The sequence below is a fragment of the Hyphomicrobium sp. 1Nfss2.1 genome, assembly GCF_965243865.1.
GTDB lineage: Bacteria > Pseudomonadota > Alphaproteobacteria > Rhizobiales > Hyphomicrobiaceae > Hyphomicrobium_A.
The window spans coordinates 1,617,681-1,638,382 of sequence record NZ_OZ251603.1 but is presented as its reverse complement, the minus strand read 5'-3'; the positions used below and the strand labels follow the sequence as shown (position 1 = coordinate 1,638,382).

Annotated in this window: 14 protein-coding genes; 2 read left to right on the top strand and 12 right to left on the bottom strand. The window is 64.6% G+C overall.

Translation table 11 applies throughout. The features are described from left to right. Positions 1–62: 62 nt before the first annotated feature. The 6 genes from addA to ahcY form a co-directional block, all read right to left on the bottom strand. Positions 63–3,647 carry a double-strand break repair helicase AddA gene (gene addA, locus ACP15D_RS08105; protein WP_424957022.1) on the bottom strand — a complete coding sequence of 1,195 codons (3,585 nt, stop codon included), beginning with the start codon at positions 3,645–3,647 and terminating at the stop codon, positions 63–65. Beyond that, positions 3,644–6,820, bottom strand: coding sequence for a double-strand break repair protein AddB (gene addB / locus ACP15D_RS08100; RefSeq protein WP_424957021.1), 3,177 nt, complete (start codon positions 6,818–6,820; stop codon positions 3,644–3,646). The genes addA and addB overlap by 4 nt, the downstream gene beginning before the upstream one ends. After that, a complete protein-coding gene (locus ACP15D_RS08095; RefSeq protein ID WP_424957020.1) occupies positions 6,810–7,547 on the bottom strand; it encodes a nucleotidyltransferase family protein in 738 nt (245 codons plus the stop codon). The genes addB and ACP15D_RS08095 overlap by 11 nt, the downstream gene beginning before the upstream one ends. Before the next feature lie 15 nt (positions 7,548–7,562). Then, the gene (gene tsaE, locus ACP15D_RS08090; RefSeq protein ID WP_424957019.1) at positions 7,563–9,131 is read right to left on the bottom strand and encodes a tRNA (adenosine(37)-N6)-threonylcarbamoyltransferase complex ATPase subunit type 1 TsaE; all 1,569 of its coding nucleotides are present in this window, start codon (positions 9,129–9,131) and stop codon (positions 7,563–7,565) included. Positions 9,132–9,198: 67 nt separating this feature from the next. Continuing rightward, positions 9,199–11,670: an ATP-binding protein gene (locus ACP15D_RS08085; RefSeq protein WP_424957018.1), complete on the bottom strand. Its 2,472-nt coding sequence runs from the start codon at positions 11,668–11,670 to the stop codon at positions 9,199–9,201. Between the two features lie 288 nt (positions 11,671–11,958). Continuing rightward, positions 11,959–13,365 (bottom strand): adenosylhomocysteinase, encoded by a 1,407-nt coding sequence (ahcY, locus tag ACP15D_RS08080; RefSeq protein ID WP_424957017.1) that lies wholly within the window; start codon positions 13,363–13,365, stop codon positions 11,959–11,961. A gap of 354 nt (positions 13,366–13,719) precedes the next feature. On the opposite strand from ahcY, the gene ACP15D_RS08075 reads away from it, so the two are divergent. Continuing rightward, on the top strand, positions 13,720–15,249 hold the full coding sequence (locus ACP15D_RS08075) for a pilus assembly protein TadG-related protein (RefSeq protein WP_424957016.1): 1,530 nt from the start codon (positions 13,720–13,722) through the stop codon (positions 15,247–15,249). Between the two features lie 52 nt (positions 15,250–15,301). Here the strand turns inward: ACP15D_RS08075 and ACP15D_RS08070 are convergent, their stop codons facing one another. The 5 genes from ACP15D_RS08070 to ACP15D_RS08050 all read right to left on the bottom strand — a co-directional run bounded on the left by ACP15D_RS08070 (position 15,302) and on the right by ACP15D_RS08050 (position 19,444). Then, positions 15,302–15,607, bottom strand: coding sequence for an HPr family phosphocarrier protein (locus ACP15D_RS08070; RefSeq protein ID WP_424957015.1), 306 nt, complete (start codon positions 15,605–15,607; stop codon positions 15,302–15,304). A 5-nt stretch (positions 15,608–15,612) separates the two neighbouring features. Continuing rightward, a complete protein-coding gene (locus ACP15D_RS08065) occupies positions 15,613–16,023 on the bottom strand; it encodes a PTS sugar transporter subunit IIA (RefSeq protein WP_424957014.1) in 411 nt (136 codons plus the stop codon). Between the two features lie 154 nt (positions 16,024–16,177). Then, positions 16,178–16,657, bottom strand: coding sequence for an HPr kinase/phosphorylase (locus ACP15D_RS08060; protein ID WP_424957013.1), 480 nt, complete (start codon positions 16,655–16,657; stop codon positions 16,178–16,180). Continuing rightward, a complete protein-coding gene (locus ACP15D_RS08055; RefSeq protein ID WP_424957012.1) occupies positions 16,641–18,719 on the bottom strand; it encodes a stimulus-sensing domain-containing protein in 2,079 nt (692 codons plus the stop codon). The genes ACP15D_RS08060 and ACP15D_RS08055 overlap by 17 nt, the downstream gene beginning before the upstream one ends. A 14-nt stretch (positions 18,720–18,733) precedes the next feature. After that, positions 18,734–19,444, bottom strand: a complete 711-nt coding sequence (locus tag ACP15D_RS08050; RefSeq protein ID WP_072373437.1) for a response regulator transcription factor — start codon at positions 19,442–19,444, stop codon at positions 18,734–18,736. Positions 19,445–19,582: 138 nt separating this feature from the next. On the opposite strand from ACP15D_RS08050, the gene ACP15D_RS08045 reads away from it, so the two are divergent. Beyond that, complete coding sequence (locus tag ACP15D_RS08045; RefSeq protein WP_424957011.1) at positions 19,583–20,341, top strand: HugZ family protein; 759 nt, start codon at positions 19,583–19,585, stop codon at positions 20,339–20,341. Positions 20,342–20,422: 81 nt separating this feature from the next. On the opposite strand, the gene ACP15D_RS08040 is transcribed toward ACP15D_RS08045, so the two are convergent. Next, on the bottom strand, positions 20,423–20,599 hold the full coding sequence (locus ACP15D_RS08040; protein WP_171988054.1) for a hypothetical protein: 177 nt from the start codon (positions 20,597–20,599) through the stop codon (positions 20,423–20,425). Positions 20,600–20,702 lie beyond the last annotated feature (103 nt).

The window sequence follows — 20,702 nt, the reverse complement described above, 5'->3', positions numbered from 1 at the left end:
AGTTTTCTCCTGTTGAGGCAGGCATCTGAGCGCTGCGGCTCGCTGCCTCTTCGTGGGCGAAGTTAGGAATGGGGCCGGCCAGCGTCAAGGTTCGTGACGTCGAGTTCCCATAGCCGGCCGGCGTAGTCGTCGAGCAGCCCATCGGGCACCGGCATGATGCGGGGGCCGTCGGTCCAAAGAAGCGCGGTCTTGATTGTTTTTCCTGCATAAATTTCGCGCAGGGCGAGCCGGTATGCAGCGAGCTGGAATAGGTAGGCTCCTGCAACCTGCTCCACTTTCAACGGCGGTGGGCGGTTGGTCTTATAGTCAACAATCAGGATCTCGCCGCCGAGGTCTAGGAGGCGGTCGATCTGGCCCATCAGCTTGAGCGGCGGCCCCTTCCCCTTGGGGTTGGGCAGCAGGGCGACGATGGGCACCTCGGCGCGGCTCTGTGGGCCGAACAGGGGGGCGAACTCTGGCGCGGTGAGGATCGCCAGTGTCTCCTTGGCAATGCTGGCGCGGACCTTGGCCGAGAGGGCACTGCCGCGCGCTTCAAGAAAGCCCGATGCAGCGTTCTTCCATCCATCGGACGGCAGGGTCGGCAGATGCTGCAGCAGGGCGTGCGTCAGGGTGCCGCGAAGGAAGCGGTTGTCGGCCGATTGGGCAGCGGGCGGCAGGGCGGCTGGCTCCTCGGCGGGAGAGCGCGGCTGCGGCTTGTGCTCGATGATCGGCTCGCCTTCGGAATCGGGTGCGTAGGCTTCGAGACGCGATGGGGCAAGAGGGATCGACAGTGTAGCCTCGCGCGGCGCGTGGACCTTGGCCCATTCGGGCAAGGTGACGCCGGCCGCTTCCTGCTTATGGGCAGAATCGCGCGGCTTGGCCGGTATGGCCTGCTGCGCTGTACGACGGCGCACGGTGACGCCGAGCCCGTCGTCGGCTTCCTCGAAGCTCGGCAAGAGCGCAGTGCTGATCAGCTCATACCAGCAGCCGCGGGCGGGGCCGTTGCGACCTTCGAAGCCGGCGATGTAGAGGCGATCGCGGGCGCGGGTCATGGCGACGTAGAGCAGGCGGTTGCGTTCTTCCATTTCGCGCTGGGTGCGCAATGAGCGTGCGGCGGCGATGATCGGGTGCGCGCTCGTTCCCTTGACGCTCCACACGAAAGGCGTTCCCTCCGCACCCTCCGGCGCATCTAGATCCTCGATGCCGAACAGCGAATTGATCGGTCCGCCCGATGCGGTGGCGCAGGTATCGGGCAGAAACACGATGGGCGCTTCGAGGCCCTTTGCGCCGTGGACGGTCATTACGCGCACCTCGTCGCGGCCATGCTCCATGTCGCGCTTCACCTCGCGGTCGGCCTCGCGCAGGTAATTGAGGAAGCCGGTAAGGGAGGGCGCCTCGGCATCGTCGTAGCTGAGAGCTAGATTGAGGAACTCGTCGATCGGATCGGCAGCTTCGGCACCGAGACGCGAGAGCAGCTTCATGCGGCAGCCTTCGCGATCGAGGATCGAGGCGAAGAACTCGAACGGCGGGATGAAGTCCGCGCGCGAGCGCCAGCGCTTCAAAGTTTCGGCGGCGGCGGTGAAGTGTTCATTGTCGCGGGCATGATCGATGAGCGACTTCCACAGCGTGCCCTTGCGGCCGGCCGCGAGCGTCAACAGGTCATCGTCGTCGAAGCCGATGAGCGGGCTCTTCAGAACTTCGGCGAGGGCCAGATCGTCCTCGGGCAGGGTAAGGAAATCGCCGAGCGACATGAGATCTGCAACGGCGATCTGCTCGGAGAGACGCAAGCGGTCGGCACCGGCCACAGGAATTCCGCGTGCTTTCAGTGCGGCGACCATGGGGCCGGCGAATGGCCGGCGCTTGCGCACCAGAATGATGATGTCGCCCGCGCGCACGGGGCGGCCTTCGGATGCGAGTATCTCGCCGGTATCGAGCCAGCGGCGGATGGTCGAAGCAATGCGTTCGGCGAGGCGCTCGGCGGGTGCGCGGCCGGAAGCTTCTTCAAGCGGTGCCCAGGGATCGCCGTTGCTGACGTCCTCGGGCGCTTCGGTGGGCCATATCTCCACGATGCCGCCATGGCCGAGGCGGTGCACTGCGTGGCGGACGACGGCGTCCTCGGTGGAAAGGCCGGGCGTGCGGCGATGATCGGAGAACACGCCGTCGACGGCTTCGAGCACCGGCGCCACGGTTCGGAACGACAGGTTGAGTGGAATGCGGCGCCAGGTTTCGTTGCTGCACAGGGCGGCGAAGCGCGCGCCCATCTCGGCGAACTTGTGCGGCGCGGCGCCCTGGAACGAATAGATCGACTGCTTTTCATCGCCGACGGCGAACAGCGTGCGGATGACGTCGGACTGGCCGGTGCCGGTGAAGAACTCGCGAGCCAGCGCCTCGACAATCTGCCACTGGTCGGGACTGGTGTCCTGCGCCTCGTCGACGAGAATGTGATGGATGCCGCGGTCGAGCTTGAACATCACCCAGCCGGCGAGGTCCTGCCCGCTGAGCAGGAAGACGCTGCGGGCAATGAGGTCGTCATAATCGAGAGCGGCGCGCCGGCGTTTGGCGAGCGTATAGCGTTGCAGCACGGCGCCGGCGAGACGATGCAGGGCCATGGTGGCTGTGATCGCGCGCACGCCGCGGCGCTGCTCCATCAGGGCCACGAAGCGGCGCTGTGCGGTGTCCATGCCGTCGCGCAGATCGGGGAATGCGTCGGCGATGGCTTTTGTCATCAGCTTGGCGCGGGGATCGCCATCGGCGCGGCAGAAGAACTTCTCCAGAGCTGCGGCGCGGATTGGGCTTGCTTCAGCCTGGAGCGCCGCAATGACATGCGCCACCGATTTCTGGTCGGTCACAGTGCCGCCACTGAGGGCATCGCGCAGGCGCTGCAACTCCGCATCACTGACGACATCGGCCATGTCGCTTTCGATGTCTTCGAGTTTTGTTTCCTCGGGGACATTGAAATGCCGGCGGTAGAGACGTTCGAGGCCAACGAGTGCATCGTCCTCGTTGTCGCCGAAGTCGATGCGCAGCGCGCTGTCGAGCCACCGGCGCTGGCTTAGCGCTGCGCGCAGCACGTCGTCGAAACGCTCTTCAGCGGCGAAGGGAATGATGATGCCGAGCGCATCCGCCTGCTTGGCCGACGAGCCATCAGTTGCTTCGAGAAGCGTTGCGTCAATGGCTTCGCGCAGCAGGGCCGTCGACGTCGTGTCGTCGAGAACGGTGAAGCCCGGGGCGACGCCGGCCTCGAGCGGGAAGCGCTGCAGCAGGCGTTCGCAGAACGAGTGGATGGTCTGCACCTTGAGCCCGCCCGGCGTCTCGATGGCGATGGCGAACAGCGTACGCGCAAGCTCGGTCTCGCCTTCGAGTGGGGGGCGGTCGCACAGTTCGGTGAGCTGGCGGGAGAGGTCGGCCTCGGGCATCGTCACCCACTTGGCCAGCGTGTCGAAGACGCGCTTCGACATCTCGGCGGCGGCGGCCTTGGTGTAGGTGAGGCAGAGGATGCGCTCGGGCTTGGTGCCCGACAGCATAAGCCGCAGCACGCGCTGCGTGAGGACGTGCGTCTTGCCGGTGCCGGCGTTGGCACTGACCCACACGGAGGCGTGCGGATCAGCGGCGTCGCGCTGACGGCGCTTGGTCTGCTCGAAATCGTTGTTGGGAAGGCCTGAGGTCATGCGGCGCTCGCCTCTTCCTCGCTCGGCACGGACCATTCGGCCACGCGCGCCAGGTGTGCGTAGTCGTCGTACTCGTAGGAGAAGCGCGCGCGGCGCAGCGCCTTGTAGGGCGTCGCCTCGTCGTCGAAATGCGAGATCAGCTTCGTCAGGTTTACGAGCGCGGCGGTGGCCAGGGCGTCGATGCTGCCGTTGCCGACGATTCGATCTTCGCCGGGCGGCTCGGCGCCGGTGGCGCGGATGTAGCGCATGCCGATGACGGGACCGCGTGGCGTGTCGGGGAAGCCAGCCTCACCCATGGCAATGGCGGCTTCGAGCGGCAGCTGGGGCTTCATGCCATCGGCTATCTGTTTGTCGGTCGGCAGCGTGCCGGTCTTGTAGTCGGTGATGACGATGCCGCGCGGTGTGACATCGATGCGGTCGGCGCGAGCGGTGAGCGTGAAGGGGCCGCCATCTGCGTCGATGACGAGTCGGCCGCTCACCTCAGCGATGATGCGCTCGACGTCGTTGCGGCGCGCGGGCTCGCTGTCGGCGAACCATTCGGCGAAGCGCGCGAATCGCGGCAGCCAGAACGCAGCGATGCGCGGGTTTTCGACGTAGTCGATCAATACGGCGCGGGCGATGCTCATGAGTTCAGCGTGCGCGTTCGGTGGCAGATCGCCGGGGTGCGTCACTGCAAAGCGGCTCATGATCTCGTGCACGACGTTGCCGCGCAGCGCCGCATTCGGATCGGTGCCAAGCTCGGGCAACTTGTCGAGCTTCAGGATGTCGCGCGCGAAGATCGCATAAGGATTGGCGAGCCAGGTTTCGATGCGCGTGACGGAGAGCTTGCGCGGGCGCAGGGCGAGCGGTGGGCGCGGCTCGGGCGCGCTGATGCGCTCGCGCACCGGTGCGTGATCGCGCGCGCGGGCCCAACCGAGCCAGGGCTGATCGGGCTCCAGTGCATCAGCGATGCCGAAGCCGGCGAGTAATGCCTGCAAACGCATGAGCCAGCGCGAGGGCACTGTCGGCACGCCGTCGATCTTCTCGGCGCGGGTGAGATAGACGCGGCTGGCGCCGAGCAGCGAGGTGAAGTCGTGCGCGGCGTGGCCGATCGTTGCCTCGGGCGAGGGCAGGCCGAGCTCGGCGCGCATCGGCCGGTTGAGCCACGGACCGGGATCGGCGGCCTCGGGCCAGGTGCCATCATTTAGGGAGCCGAGAACGATCACGTCGGGCTGCTGCAAACGCGCCTCGAACGGGCCCCAGATAGAGAGGCGCGGATGCACGGCAACGCGTGGACGCACGTTCTCGCCGACGATCAGGCTGCGGTAAAGATCGGGGTAGTCGCCTGCGGTGATGGCAAGGGCGGGCAGTTCCTCGTTGATCAGGCCGGCGAAGAAACTCGACGCCGCGGCGCCGGCTTCGCCCTGCCAGAGTGGGGAGCTGTCGTCGTCTTTCGCGCGCTCGGCTTCAGGGAGCTGGCAGAGCGCTTCTGCGGCGGCGATATGCGCAGCGGCGATCGATTGCATCGATTGCGTGCCGCGCTCGGCGAATGCGTTGATGAGCGGTTCGTACGCCTCGCGCAAACGGGTGACGAGATCGTGCGCGCCGGCCCAGTCGGCATCCCACAGGCGCTGCACTGCGCGGTGCCGCCGCTGCTTGCTTTCATCGGCACGTTCCAGGGCGTCAGCAACGCCGTCGATGCCGCGGCCGAGATAGACGTCGCGGAACACGGCGATTTCGAGAGCGCGGGCGGCGCGGCGCACGGCGAAGGCATCAAGGCCGAGGCGCGTCAGCGGATGCTTTAACAGTGCCATCGTCGCGGCAGGAGAGAAATCCTCGGCAACTGCGGCGACGACGAGGTCGAGGAAGGTACCGGGCGGTGTCTTGGCGAACGGGCGGCCGGCCGAGTCGTCAACGCGGATGCCCCAGGCTTCGAGGCGCACGGCGACGCGGCGCGCGAGCAACCGGTCGGGCGAGACGAGCGCCGCGGTACGCCCCGGTGTTTCGGCAGCCTCGCGCAGAATGAGGGCGATGACTTCGGCTTCGTCCTGTGCGGAGGGTGCCTCGATGAGACTGACGTTGCCGAGTGCGTGGCGCACGTCGGCGGGATCGGTGCTTCTGATGTAGCGCTGCCAAAGTCCGGTCTTGCCGGACGGGCGCATGGTTTCCGAGACGAGCACGGCACGGGCCGCCTGATCGGGGGCCGGTGTCTCACCCGGTAGCATCTCAACATCGCTGCGCGAGACGCCGAGGTCGGCGAGCAGCTTGTGAAAACCGAACTGGGGATGCTCGGGATGATCCTTGATCGCGCGCCAGCTTTCCTCGTCGAGGTAGAGGTCGAGGCCGGGCAGCACGAGCGCGCCTTGCGGTAGAGAAGCCACCGCGCGCATCAGCTCGACGGTTGCGGGTACGGAGCCGGTGACGCCGGCGACGATGACAGGCCCTGAAGGCGGTGACTTCGTCAGGCGCTCGGCTTCGGCGAGGATTGCGCGGTTGCGGCGCTCGGCGGGCGAGAGAAGTTTCTTTTCGTCGAGATAGGCCGGCCAGAAGGCGGTGATAATTTCGAGGAACTTGAGCGTGTCCTGCCAGTGCGCGGAATATTCGTCGGGCACGAGCTTGGCTAGGCCGGAGAGCGCAACGTTCTCCGTTTCCACCATGTCCATCAGGCGCGCCAACTCGGCGGAAAGATGCACGGCCTGCGCAGGCGTGTTGGCGCCGGCTGCAACGGCTGTCTCGCCCAAATGGCTCGACGCGCTGTCGTCCTTGCGGATCGTTTCGGACCAGCGCTGCACCAGCATGGTGAGTGTGAGGCGGCGTTCGATCTCGCTGACAGCGGGCGGCAGCTCCAGCGCATCGGTGCCGAGCGTGCCTGGGCTCGCGAGGCCGGCGAGCAGAGTGAGATCCTCCTCGCCAGCGGAGATGGGACGGATCTGCGGCAGCGTCATCGCGCGGCCGCCGGCGACGGTGAGGAAAGCTTCCTGCATGACGCGTGTTGCGCGGCGTGTCGGCAGCAGGATGGTCATGTCGGGAAGGGCGAGCGGGTCGGGCGCGGTGCCGCCTGGGGCAGGGAGATCGCCGCTCAAGATTGCCCGCGTTACGGAAGCGAGAAAGGGAAGGCCGGTCGGTACCGTGAAGACGCGCGCACTGCCGCTCTGGCCTGAGGCCAGGGCGTCCGTGTCGTTGTCAGGCGACATCCTCACTCTCGATCCACCTCTCTGCCTCGACCAAGGCCTCTGGCGTTCCTACGTGCATCCAAAGGCCGTCGAGGCGAATGCCGAAGAGCCGTCTGTTGTCGATGGCCCTGTCCCAGAGCCGATTCATCGAGAACGCACCATCGGGCGCGCCCTCGAAGATGCGAGGATGGGCGATTGAAACGCCGGTGAAGACGAACGGGACCATTTGCCGTTCACCGCGCCGGCTGAGGCGCCCGTCCTTGTCCATGGCGAAATCGCCCGAACCTTCGTAGCCGAGGCTGGTGGCCGCGGAGGCGAGCAGCATCAGGCTGTCCATGGTGTCGGGATCCCAGACGGAGAACATCCGCTCGAGGTTGGAGCCGACGCCTTCGATCCAGACCGAGTCGGAGTTGTGAATCAAGAACGGGTCCGGCCCGAGCAGGGGCAGCGCCTTGGCGACGCCGCCTCCGGTATCCAGAAGCTGTTGGCGTTCATCGGAAATTGCGATTTTGGGGTGTGCGCGCTTCTCAACATGAGCTTGCAGCTTGTCGGCGCAGTAATGCACGTTGACGACCGCCCGGGGGACGCCAGCGGCAGCGAGGCGATCGAGCACATGATCGATCAGCGGCCGGCCTTTCAGCACCACCATCGGCTTGGGGATGTCTTTGGTGAGCGGCATCATCCGCTTGCCGTAGCCGCCGCCGAGCACCATCGCTGCGGCAGGACGCCAGCTCGATGAGGCAGTCATGGATGAGCTCCGTTGTCAGACGACGGGAATGGCGGCCGGAATGGCGCGGGCGTCGGCAGGGAAGTGGGCGTCGTACCAGCGCTTGAGGGGCGCGAGGCGCGGGTGGGCGAGATCGCGGTCGAGGTAGCGCCATAGGCGCGGAATGTGGTGCAGGTACTGCGGCTTGCCATCGCGCTTGGCGAGACGGGCGAAGATGCCGACGATCTTGGTGTTGCGCTGGGCGCCGAGCGCTGCATAGGCGAAGGCGAATGCATCGCGATCGAAGCCGGGGTTGGCGGCAACGCCAGCGCAGTAGCGCTCGAACAGTTCTGCTTCGAGTTCGGGTGCCACATCAACGCGTGCATCCTGCAGCAGAGAGACAAGGTCGTAAGCGGCGGGGCCGCGCATGGCATCCTGAAAGTCGATCACCCCGACGCGCGCAATGCCTTCCCGCTCGGGTAGCCAGAGAAGATTGGGCGAGTGGTAGTCGCGCAACACCCAGGCGGCGGGCATTTTGGCCAGATCGGTGAAGATGTCCGACCAGAGAGCGCTGAACGTCATGCGGTCGTCGGCGGGGAGCTGATCGCCGCGCAGGGCCGGCCAGTACCAATCGGTGATCAGCTCGGCCTCGATGGCCATGGCGCCGACGTCGTAGGCGGAGACGCGATGCTCGCCGCCTCCAGCTACGGGCAGCGTTTGGGGAGCCGGCGCGCGGGACAGGGCGACAAGCGCATCGGTTGCGGCCTGCCAGAGCGTTGCCTGATTGGTGCCATCGACGATTTCGCGGCCGAAGACGCGGTCGCCGAGGTCATCGAGAAGCAGGAAGCCGTTGTCGAGATCGCGCGCGCGGATACGAGGCACGGTGAGGCCGGCGGCGGCGAGCGCATCGGCGACGGCAACGAACGGGCGAACATCTTCGGCCAGATGCGCGAGGCGGCTGTAGGGGAGACCGTTGCGAATCGGCGGGCCATCCGGCTGGCGCGGCCAGTCCATGAGGATCGCATCCGGGGTGCCGTGGCGCAGCAGGCGGCCGTAGCGCCGCACCGAGGCATCGCCCTGGAGGTAGCGCAGCTCGCAGTCGCCACCGTTGCCCGAGCCGTTCGCGCCACCGCCGCCGCCGATGAGATTGCGCATCGCCATGAAGCGATCGAGGCGGGCGGCCCAGTCGCCGTGGCCGGTCAGCGTCAGGCGGCGGGTGGCGCCGGATGAGCCATCGTCGTCGATGCGGATTTCGAGGCGGTCGCCCGGCAGCAGGTCGCCGACGCGTTCGGGCCATTCAATAAGTGCGATGCCGTTCTTGAGGGCGAGGTCGAGGCCAAGCTCCTCCAGCTCGGCGGCGGCGCCGAGGCGGTACAAATCGAAGTGCGCCACCTGCATGCGCGGCGTTGCGTAGGTCTGGACCAGGGTAAACGTCGGGCTGGGGATTTCCTCATCCTTGTCGCCCGAGAGGGCGCGGATGACGGCGCGCGCCAGCGTCGTCTTGCCGGCGCCAAGCTCGCCGCTGAGAGCGAAAAGGTCGCCGCGGCGGGCTATGAAGGCCAGCGCCTCGCCCAGGCGCAGGAGCTGGCTCTCGGTTACGGCTTCGATGACGTGGGTGGCGGGCATCTAAGGTTCACTTCAGGCTCGGCTGCCCCCGGCCGATAGCGAACCCTCGGGGCCTTCTTGGGGCAGACTACTCGGCTGCAATAGCAGGTCGGCCCCGGGCGGGAAGGCGCACAGTGACGCTGGTGCCGTGGCCGGGCTCCGATTCCAGCCAGACGGTGCCTCCGTGCAGCTCCACGAGGCTCTTGACGATGGAAAGGCCGAGGCCGGCGCCGCGGTGGCCGGCGCCCAGGCTGCGGCTCTCGAAGCGCTCGAACACCCGCGCCTGGTCGTCCTTGGGGATGCCCACGCCCTCGTCGGTGACGGTGAACACGATCATGTCGGCGTCGCGCCGCGAGGTGATGGTGATCTTGTCGCCGGGCTTGGAGAAGCTGACGGCGTTGGAAAGAATGTTGAACAGGATTTGGCGCACGCGCGCTTCGTCGGCGATGAAATGGGTGGCGTCGTCGGCGACGGCAATGTGCAGCGAAAGGCGGGCACGCTGGGCGGCCTCGCGCACGCCGAGGATGGCGGCATCGATGACGGCGGGAACGTCGACGTTCGTCTGTTTGAGCTCCATGGTGCCGGCGTCCATGGTGGCGAGGGTCAAGATGTCGTCGATGATGGCGAGCAGCGTCTTCGATGAGGTGGAGATGTCGCCGAGGTATTCCTGCTGCTTCTCATTGAGCGTGCCGATGTGCGGGTTGCCCAGCAGATCGCTGAAACCGATGATGTTGGTGAGCGGCGTGCGCAGCTCGTAGGACACGTGACTGATGAAGGCGTTCTTCATGCGGTCGGCGGCGACGAGCGCCTCGTTGCGCTCGGCGAGCAGGCGCTCGTTGCGCTTGCTGTCGGTGACATCGGCGAAGGTGACGAGCGTGGCGCCGTCGGGAAGTGGCATCACCACGTAGTCGATGAAGGTTCCATCCGGGCGCACCATCTGACCGCCAAGCTCCTCGCGCTGTTCGGAGAACGATGTGACGGCGCGGCTGAGGCGGCTCCAAGTGACAGGTTCATCGCAGAACTCGCGTGCGTGCGCGATGAATTCATCGATGTGGGGCTCTTCGGCAAGCTGACGCGGCGGCAGCTGCCAAATGCTGGCGAGTGCTGAATTGAAAAGCTTGAGACGGCCGTCGGTGCCGAACACGGCGACAGCCTCTTTGAGGCTGTCGAGCGTTTCCCGCTGCACGCCGATGAGGGCATTGTAATCGCGCTCGAGAGCGAGGCGGTCGGACTCGTCGACGAAGAGGTAAGTGACGCCACCGTCGGAGCGCTTCTCGGTGAGCACCTGCAAAGTGCGGCCATCGGGGAGCAGCCAGGTGTCATCTTCAGGGGTGCCTTCGCCGTAAGCAGAAAGGATCCTGCTCCGCCACTCGGCATAGTTGACCACTTGGGGCAGGCGGCCCAATTCGCGTAGGCGATCGAGAACCGCGCCTTCGGTCGGGCGCGATTTCAGCCAATCCTCGTCGAGCTGCCAGAGCTTGCGATAAGTCTCGTTGAAGAACACGAGCTGTTGCTGCGCGTTGAAGATGGCAACGGCGGTGGCGACACGATCGAGGGTGCGATCGTAGGCAAGCGCGGGGCGCTCCTCGCCTTGCTTTTCGGCGGCCATGACATCGATGGCGGCGGCTGCGACAGCATCCTCGAACGGGATGACTGTCACATCGTGTTGCCGGCGCTCGCCGCCGACGATGAGAGGAATGCGACTGCGGTAGCTTTCGCCGCGCGCCAGCACGCGGGCGGCAGCGCGCCGCTGACGCTGCTCCAGCAACTCGATCTGACGCTCCTGCACCTCGGTGCGACTGCGCGCCTCGACAGCGCGGACGTAGGCGCTGTTGACCCAGGTGATGCGTCCGTCCTTGGCGCGGAGCCAGACCGGTATCGGCAACGCGTCGAGCAGTGCGCGGCTGGCGCGCACTTCGCGGGACAGACGCTGATGTTGGGCGAGGATGCGGGCGACTTCGGCGCGGTGACCGGCGACGTCGCGAAAGCGCAGCACCGCGCGGCCACCGGCGGTGCGGCCCTCGGCCTCGACGTGTCCGCCAGCGATCGTGCGCACGACGATGCTGAACGGGTGGCCCTGCGTGAAGAGTGCATCGATTGCCGGCTTGAGTGTGGTGGCGGACGCGGGCTCCAGCCATTGGCCGAAGCGCAGGAACGCTTCAGGCGTGGTGGGCAGACCGGGAATGCCGCTCAAGGAGAAGGCTGCGACGCGCAAAGGACTATCTTGCTCCCAGAACAGCAGGACCTGGGGCTCGGCGCGGATGATCGAATCGGTGGCTGCGAGGCTGCGCTTCAGCTCCCCGGCTTCTGCGAGCGCCCGCTTTTCCTCTCGCTTGGCCCGCACGACGGTCAGCGACAGAAGAGCGGCGATGAAGAGGATAGCGCCGATGATGAAGCCAATCGCAGCGAGAGGCCTCATTTCACCGAAAGATAGCGTCGGCATGCCGCCCGAGATTACCCCCGCGCCGACGACAAGGACGCAGGCGAGGCTCGCGAGGCCTAGCGCCAGCAGCTCGCGCGGACGAATTTCGTTTCTTCTTCTGTGGGCAGTGGACTGCATCGGGGTCCATGAAAAAAGTGGGGAACCCGAGGCCAAAGACGCAACGAGCAAAGGACAAAGGCCCGGCGGTTATCGCCCCTGCGAGGGGGCGAATCGTTTTTGATTATGCGGAGCCGGGGGGAGGGTTGCCAGCGTCGCAGGGGGCGCGAGGGACCTAGCGGAGCAATTGGTGGAAGGGTGCTGCCTGTAAGACGCAGAAGTGGCTTGCGGTCTAGGGTGCCGTTAGACGCAAAAGGCGCCCTCCCGGGCTCGGGAAGGCGCCAATCTGAAGCGTCAGTCAGTCGGCGATCAGTAGCGGTAGTGGTCCGACTTGAAGGGGCCTTCCTGCTGGACGCCGATATAAGCGGCCTGCTCGGGTGAAAGCTTCGTCAGCTGCACGCCGATCTTCTCGAGGTGCAGGCGAGCAACCTTCTCGTCGAGGTGCTTGGGCAACGTATAGACCTTCTTCTCGTACTTGCCGGCGTTGGCCCACAGCTCGATCTGCGCCAGGGTCTGGTTGGTGAACGAGGCCGACATGACGAAGGACGGGTGACCCATGGCGTTGCCGAGGTTCACGAGGCGGCCTTCGGAGAGAAGGATGATGCGCTTGCCGTCGGGGAACTGGATCTCGTCGACCTGCGGCTTGATGTTGTTCCACTTCAAGTTCTTGAGGCCGGCAACCTCGATCTCGTTGTCGAAGTGGCCGATGTTGGCGACGATGGCGCGATCCTTCATCGCGCGCATGTGCTCGGTCTTGATGACGTCCTTATTGCCGGTGGCCGTAACGAAGATGTCGGCGCGCGGGGCCGCATCTTCCATGGTGACGACCTCGTAGCCTTCCATCGCCGCCTGCAGGGCGCAAATCGGATCGATCTCGGAGACGAGAACGCGGCAGCCAGCGTTGCGCAGCGAAGCAGCCGAGCCCTTGCCGACGTCGCCGAAGCCGGCAACCATCGCGACCTTGCCAGCCATCATCACGTCGGTGCCGCGGCGGATGCCGTCGACGAGCGATTCACGGCAGCCGTAGAGGTTGTCGAACTTCGACTTGGTGACCGAGTCGTTGACGTTGATGGCGGGGAACAGAAGCGTTCCGGCCTTCTGCATGTCGTAGAGGCGATGCACGCCGGTGGTCGTCTCTTCCGAGACACCGCGGATGTTGGCGGCGATGTTCGAGAACCAGCCCTTCGGCTTTTCGTTCAGCATGCGCTTGATGAGCGCAAAGAAGATCTCTTCTTCCTCGCTGTTGTGCTGGTCGAGGAACATGGTGTCGCCGTTCTCAGCGCGAACACCCTGATGCACGAACATCGTCGCGTCGCCGCCGTCGTCGAGGATCATGTTCGGCACGCCGCCGTCGCCCCACTCGAACAGCTTGGCGGTGAAGTCCCAGTACTCCTTGAGGCTCTCGCCCTTGTAGGCGAACACCGGGATGCCGGCGGCAGCGATGGCGGCCGCGGCGTGGTCCTGGGTCGAGTAGATGTTGCAGGAGACCCAGCGGATGTCGGCGCCGAGGGCTGCCAGGGTCTCGATCAGCACGGCGGTCTGGATGGTCATGTGCAGCGAGCCGGCGATGCGCGCGCCCTTCAAGGGCTTGGCGTTTCCGAACTCCTCGCGCGTCGCCATCAGGCCGGGCATCTCGGTCTCGGCGATGGAGATTTCCTTGCGGCCCCAATCGGCGAGGTTGATGTCTTTGACGACGTAGTCGGTTGGCTTGCCCATGGGCTCTGCTCCTTGCGGCTGGGCGCCCAATGGCGCCTTAGGGGAGGCGGGCGGCCGGTAATAGAAATGCCTCGGCCACCTCGGCATGCGCCCTTCTAACGGCCGGCGACGGCTCGCGCAACAAAGATATAAACAAGTCCTTATATGTTTGCCGGGGATCGCCGTGGGCATGGGTCCGGCGGCTCGCTACGTGGAGCGCACGCGTCTGGCTTCGCAAAGACGTAGCAAGATAAACCCAAGAATAACTTCTGATTAAGCAATACTAATAAATTTTAGCGCTTTTAAGAACTTTCAAGATTTGCCCGCCGCATAGTCCTCGCAAACGACAAAAGAGTACTCGCAGGAGTGGCGAAGATGAAGTGGTGGTTGGGTCGTCAGAAGCGGCTCCGGGAAAGCCTGCGTCGGTTTCGCGACGACGAGGGCGGCAACGTAGCGATCATCATGGGGCTTACGATCGTCGTGCTGATGCTCTCGATCGGCGCGGCTGTTGACGTCGGCCGCTGGCTGCATGCGCGCAATCAGACGCTGTCGGCCATCGACGCTGCCGTTCTTGCGGGCGGACGGACTTTGCAGCTGACCGGCGACAAGGACGCGGCGGTCGACGCGGCGACGAACTACTACAACGAGAACGTCAAATCACGTCTGCCGGTGATGAACGATACCATTGCGTTCACGGTGGCTGACAATGGGCTGGGACTGAGCGCGTCCGGCAATGCGTACATCGACACGCCGTTCCTGCAGTTTGCGACAGTCGACAAGCTGCCGCTGATCAGCTTAGCGCAGACGAAGTTCGGCTCGCAGCTCGGCATGAAGGCCGGGCAGACCGAGATTTCGATGATGCTCGACGTTACCGGCTCCATGTGCATGCCGTGCACGAAGCTCGCCGATCTGAAGACGTCGGCACAGAAGCTGGTGGATATTGTCACGCAGGCCAACCAGAACCAGGAAGACAAAACCACGATCGCCATCGTGCCGTTCTCGGAGGACATCCGCTTGCCTTCGTCGAGCGTCTATGCAGCGGCCACCGGCAACCCGCCGAAAGTTCTGATGGTGAAGAGCGGATCGACCCAAACGCTCTATAACCGCGCCGAATCATGCGTCGTCGAGCGAATGACCAGCGACCGCTACACCGATACAGAGCCGAGTGCCGACAACTACGTCATGCCGCACCGCGAGGAGGTGGCAGCCATTTCCACCTCGGACGGCACGGTGGTCATTGACGGCAAGAGCAGCGCCAGAACCGGCGAGGTGGTGACGATCAGCTGGAAGAGAAACACCAAGCTTTCCACTTCGCAGAAGAACGCGCTGCTGGCAGCCGCGAACAGCTATGCCGATTGCACGGTGCCTTCGAGCGGCACGGTGCAGCCGTTGACGAGCGACACGACGGTGCTATCGAACAAAATCTCGAACCTGACTGCGACTGGCGGTACGGCCGGCCACCTTGGAACAGCATGGGCGTGGTACACGCTGTCTCCGGAGTGGAACACGTTGTGGGAGAGCGAAAACCAGGCGCGCGACTACTCGTCGGGGACAGGGAAGAATTCGGTGAAGAAGGTGGCCATCCTGATGACGGATGGCGACTACAACACGCAGTATGACGACAATGGTGTGCTGGCGAACTATGGCTACACGTCCTCGTGCCCCCAGGCAGCCAACGGCTGCTCGGCCAAGCAGGCGCTGGAGCTGTGCGAAAACATGAAGGCGAAGGGTGTCGAGGTGTGGACGGTGGGCTTCGACGTCAGCAAGTCGTCGCTCGCGGCACAAACCCTCAAGGCGTGCGCCACCGACGAGACAAAGTACTACAACGCAGAGGATGGCCTGCAGCTACAGAGCGCGTTCACCGACATCGCGGTCAAGCTGACGACGGTCTATCTGTCGAAGTAGCTTGCTTGAGAGCCCGAAAGAGCAAGGGGAGCACCGATGGTGCTCCCTTTTTTCATGCGTCGTCGATGCAGTCTTCGCCGAAGCCATCCTCAACGAGGGTGACGAGCGCCTGCAGGGCTTCGGGGCCTTGGGGACCGGTTGCCGTCATATGCAAGGTCGAGCCGGGTCCGGCTGCGAGCATCATCAGGCCCATGATCGACGTGCCGCCGACAGCGTGGCCGTCGCGCGTCACCGTGACGATGGCGTCGTAGCTTTCAGCGCACTTGACGAACTTGGCGGATGCGCGCGCGTGCAGACCCTTGCGGTTGCGGATGGTCACGATCGCTTCCGGGCGGGAGCTGTCCTTAATCTCAGGCATTGATGTTAGACCGAACCCTCGCCAGAAAGCTCCTGGCTTGCCACCTTGATGTACTTGCGGCCGGCCTCCCGGGCGCTGGCGACAGCCTCGGCGAGGGGCATCTCGCTGCGTACACTGGCGAGCTTGACGAGGATGGGCAAGTTGATGCCGGCGATCACCTCGACGTTCGCTTCATCCATGGCGGAAATCGCGAGGTTCGACGGGGTGCCCCCGAACATGTCGGTCAGGACGATCACACCCTCGCCGGTGTCGGTGCGATGGATGGCGTCGACGATCTGTCCGCGGCGGACCCCGGCATCGTCGTCAGGACCGATAGAGACGGTTTCGAGCTGCGTCTGGGGTCCCACCACGTGCTCCAGCGCGGAACGAAACTCAAGCGCCAGCCCGCAATGCGTGACGATGACAAGTCCGATCATGAATTAGAGCCGATCTCGTCTAATGCCGGGTCCGTGGTGGAGCCATAGCTTGAGCATGGGGATCGTCGACTGTGCCGTTCCCCGTACCGCGGGGAGCAAATGGCAGCGCGGCCGAATTTACAAGTGTTCGGCGGTGGCGCAAGAGGAATTGCTGTCATGTTTCCTGCTGGTTGGCCAAGCCTTGCATAACCTGCATGAGCGCAAGCATGAGCTTGACAGGGGCGGAGGCCTCGAACGGAGCAAGCCGCAAAAGGGGGATGCTGACCCCCTGGAAATGCCACATGGGGGCGGGGTCGGGCAGTCTTTCCACCGTCTCCGGAGGGACCAGCTCGACTGCGAGGACCAGGTCGGCGGCGAGACGGTGCGGGACGGCAATGATCCCCAACCCGCGAACCTCGATCTGGCCGATGATGCTGGCGGGTGCTTTGACGCGAAGGCGATCCCCCGCGCGTTCAATGAAGACGCGGTCATCGGCAATGAGGACGGGGGGCTGGGGCAGCAGCGGGGTGGGGGCGAGGGCCAGACAACGCAGGGCCAGATCCGACTTTCCCGATCCCGATGGCCCGAGGATCAGGGCGGCGGCGGCGCCGAGAGCAACCGCCGTTCCGTGGAGCGTGTCAGTTGCGTCGCCCAACGGGCGTACCTCCTCGCTGCCCCGAGGCGGCCATGGGCAGCCGAACGGTGAAGCGGGCGCCGCAAGGCTGCGATCCGGGACCCGCGTCTGCGGCGTAGCGGTTCTCGGCAAAGATCTGGCCACCGTGAGACAACACGATCTCACGCGAGATGGAAAGCCCGAGGCCTGAGTTCTTGCCGCGGCTCGTGTCGGTCGCGGGGCGGTCGGAATAGAAGCGGTCGAAGATGATATCGAGGCGATCCTCGGGAATGCCGGGGCCCTCGTCCTCGACCACGATCTCCACGAAGGGGGCCGCGGTGCGCGCCTTCACGGTGACGGTGCCGTGCGGCGGCAGGAACGAGATGGCATTGTCGATCAGGTTGGTCATGACCTGACCGAGGCGTCCTTCATCGCCTTTGACAAAGAAGGCGCCGGGGAAGGATTCATTGCCCACTTCCAGCGCGAGAGACTGGGTGTCGTCGCCGATAATGTCGCGGAAGATGTTTACAACGTTCCGCAGCATGGTGATGACGTCGATGGGGCGCATTTCTTTGCGCGCGAGTTCGGCGTCGAGGCGCGAAGCGTTGGAGACGTCGGTGATGAGCCGGTTGAGGCGCTTCAGCTCGCCCTGAATCTGCGACACGAGGTGCGTGCGCTCTTCCTCGGTCTTTGCGTAACCGAGCGATTCAGCCGTCGAGCGGGCAGCGGTGAGCGGGTTTTTCAGCTCGTGCGCGACGTCTGCGGCGAACTTCTCGCTCGCCTCGATGCGGCGGCACAAAGCGCCCGTCATGGCCTGGAATGCGGCGGCCATCTGCGCAACCTCGTCGGTGCGGCCAGCGTATTGCGGAAGCTCAGTGCGCGCGTCGATGTTCTCGCTGACGCGTTCTGCGGCCGCGGAGAGACGCTGGATGGGGCCGGCTACCGTGCGGGCCAGCAGGAGAGAGGTGACAACCGAGGCCAGCAGCGCGATCGCTGCCAGGATGAGGATGACGGTCCGCTCCTCTTTCAGAATCTTGTCGATCTGGCCGGGGCGCGTCGAGAGCAGCAGCACACCCTGCACTTCCCCGAAGCGGCGGATGGGCAATGCGAACGAGACGATCTGCTCACCCTTGCGGTTGAGCAGCAGCATGTTTTTTTCCTCGCCGGTCAACGCAGCCTGGATTTCCTTGTAGGCCATGCCGTTGCCGGTGCCGATCTCCTGATAGACGGGGATCGGCTCGCGGAACAAATAGCGGGTGATGCGGGTCCAGATGTTCTGGGTCGGCGGGGCCTCGCGGTCGCTGACGCGCGGCTCGTTGCGCCAGGTCGCCCAGCGGGCAAGCGTCTGCGAAGTGTCGACGATGAGCGTTCCGTCACGGGCATAGATGCGTGCGCGCGTGTTGGTCGGCTGGATCAGCTTGCGCAGTATCGGCGTCACTTCCTCGGGGTGGATCGACAGCTCGAACTCGGCGAGGCCGTCGAACGGGAAGTTGTTCGAATTGCTGTTGCTCGGGGCGTTGTTCTGGCTATCGGGAATGGCGTTGGGGTCGATGATGATACGCTCGCGCACGACCTTGGCGTTGGCAGCGATGGCATCGGCAATGATCTTGCCCTGCGTTTTCAAAGCGTCGAGCTTGGCGTCGATGAGCCAAGTGTGGAACCAGCCGAGATAGAGAATACCACCGACGAGGATGAAGAACCCCATCAGGTTGGAGATGAGAATGCGGCGCAGAAGGCTGGCAGAGAAGAAGCGCACGATCGCCTGACGCGCGAACCAGTCACGCACGGGGGCGAATGCACGCGGCGTATCTGCGCCGACAGGATCGACGCGGGCGGCAGCATTCTGCGCGCCAAGCGCGATGGCGGCGCCGGTGCGGCGCGTGGCGTCGACAGCCCGCCAGAAGGTGGACGTCGTTGCACCGATCGCCGTCAGTGTTGCTGAGCGCGAAGTCTGCGCAGCGCGTGAAGCTGCTACGCCAGTCCTCTGCGTCAGGCGCTTGGCGAATCCGGCAGCAGCCGAGCAAATGTCATTCGCAAAGCCCTTTATGCCTGCGGTGCCATTCGAGAGCTGCTGCTGCGCGGCTCGCTCGGTTCCGAGCGCCATGCCCCCTCCGCGCCTCAAGCTTCCTTGAAGCGATAGCCTACACCGTAGAGAGTCTCGATCACATCGAAGTTGTCGTCGACCTGCTTGAACTTCTTGCGCAGGCGTTTGATGTGGCTGTCGATGGTGCGATCGTCGACGTAGACCTGATCGTCGTAGGCGGCATCCATCAACGCGTCGCGCGTCTTTACAACGCCGGGGCGCTGGGCAAGCGCCTGCAGGATAAGAAACTCGGTGACAGTGAGCGTCACCGGTTTGTTGTCCCAATGGCAGTTGTGGCGCTCGGGATCGAGCTTCAGCTTGCCGCGTTCAAGAACATGGGCAGCTTCCATTTCAGGAGCGGCACCGGGCTCCTTGGGCTGAAAGCGCCGCAGCACAGCTTTGACACGCTCAACGACGAGGCGCTGGGAGAAGGGCTTTGCGACGTAATCGTCGGCACCCATTTTGAGGCCGAACAATTCGTCGATCTCCTCGTCCTTGGAGGTGAGGAAGATCACCGGCATGTCGGAGCGCTGACGCACGCGGCGCAGCAGTTCCATGCCGTCCATGCGCGGCATCTTGATATCGAAGATGCCAAGATCGGCGGGATCCTCAGTCAGTGCTTCGAGTGCCGATACGCCGTCATTGTAGGTACGCACCTTGTAGCCTTCAGCCTCGAGCGCCATGCGCAGCGAGGTGAGAATGTTGCGCTCATCATCGACCAGCGCGATCGTGCTTTTTTCTTTCATCATGTCCCGACCTGCGGCAGAGAACCACCCAGCCGCGCTTTATGGCTCCAAGGTGTATCAATTGTGGCGAAGCCAATTTCGTGATTTCTGTCTGAACGTTATCTGAATAGGATAGATCGAGGAAGCGGGGAGGTCCGCATGTCTGTTGAAGAGACTAAGAAACAGCCCGGAAATTCGCCTGTTAAGGAAACCGCGGCTCTGGCACGGACCATGATTCGCGCCGCTCAGAAGGGTGCGCTCGGTACGGTGCTGCAGCCCACTGGGCATCCATATGCCTCGCTGCTGCTCATTGCAACCGAGCCTGACGGCACGCCTCTTTTGCTAATTTCTAAACTGGCACTGCATACGAAGAATTTGACCGCCGACCAGCGCGCTACGCTGCTTATCGACGCAACAGGGCTCGATGCCGACCCGCTTTCCGGGGCGCGCATCACGCTGATCGGCGAAGCGCGGCCGACAACGAGTGCGACGGCTCGCCGCCGGTATCTTGAGCGGCATCCCTCGGCGGCGGGGTTCGTCGATTTCCCCGATTTTTCATTTTACGCGTTCGATATCGCCACCGCGCACTATATCGGCGGGTTTGGTCGCATCATCGATATTCCGGGCGGTGATCTGCTGACAGACGTTGCGGGTGCTGATGCTTTGATCGAAGCGGAGCCGGGCATTGTCGAGCACATGAACGCCGATCACGCCGATGCCATCGGGCTCTATGCGACGAAGCTGCTGGGCGGAGCGCCGGGCGAGTGGCGCATGACGGGTGTCGATCCGGAGGGTTGCGATCTGGTGCTCGGCGCGCGGGCGCTGCGGTTGCCGTTCGCGGGGCGCGTCACCAATGGTGAAGAGGCGCGCAAAGAACTAGTGCGGCTCGTTGGTGTTGCGCGGAGCCAGGCTGCCTGACGCGACTCTGCTGTCGGCGATTTCTGCGACTGAGGTAAAGGCGCCGGCTTGCTGCCGGCGCCCTCCCACAACTTCGAGGTATCACGGGGCCGGCGGTGGCGTGGTGGTCGGCGCGGGTGGCGGCGTGGCCGGCTCCATCGCCGCTGGAGGTGCCGCTGCGGGTGTCGTGACTGTCGCCGGTGGGGGCTGCATCGAGTACCAAATGAGGCCCAGCACGACAACGACGACAAGGGCAATAACGAGCATTCGTTGATCCATGAATTTCTCCTCCGCTAGGGTTGCTTTCTGAATTTCCCTATGCGGACAATTCTACACGGAAATCAGCGCGCGCGCTGCGTGTTCCATCAGCGGCGAGAAAACC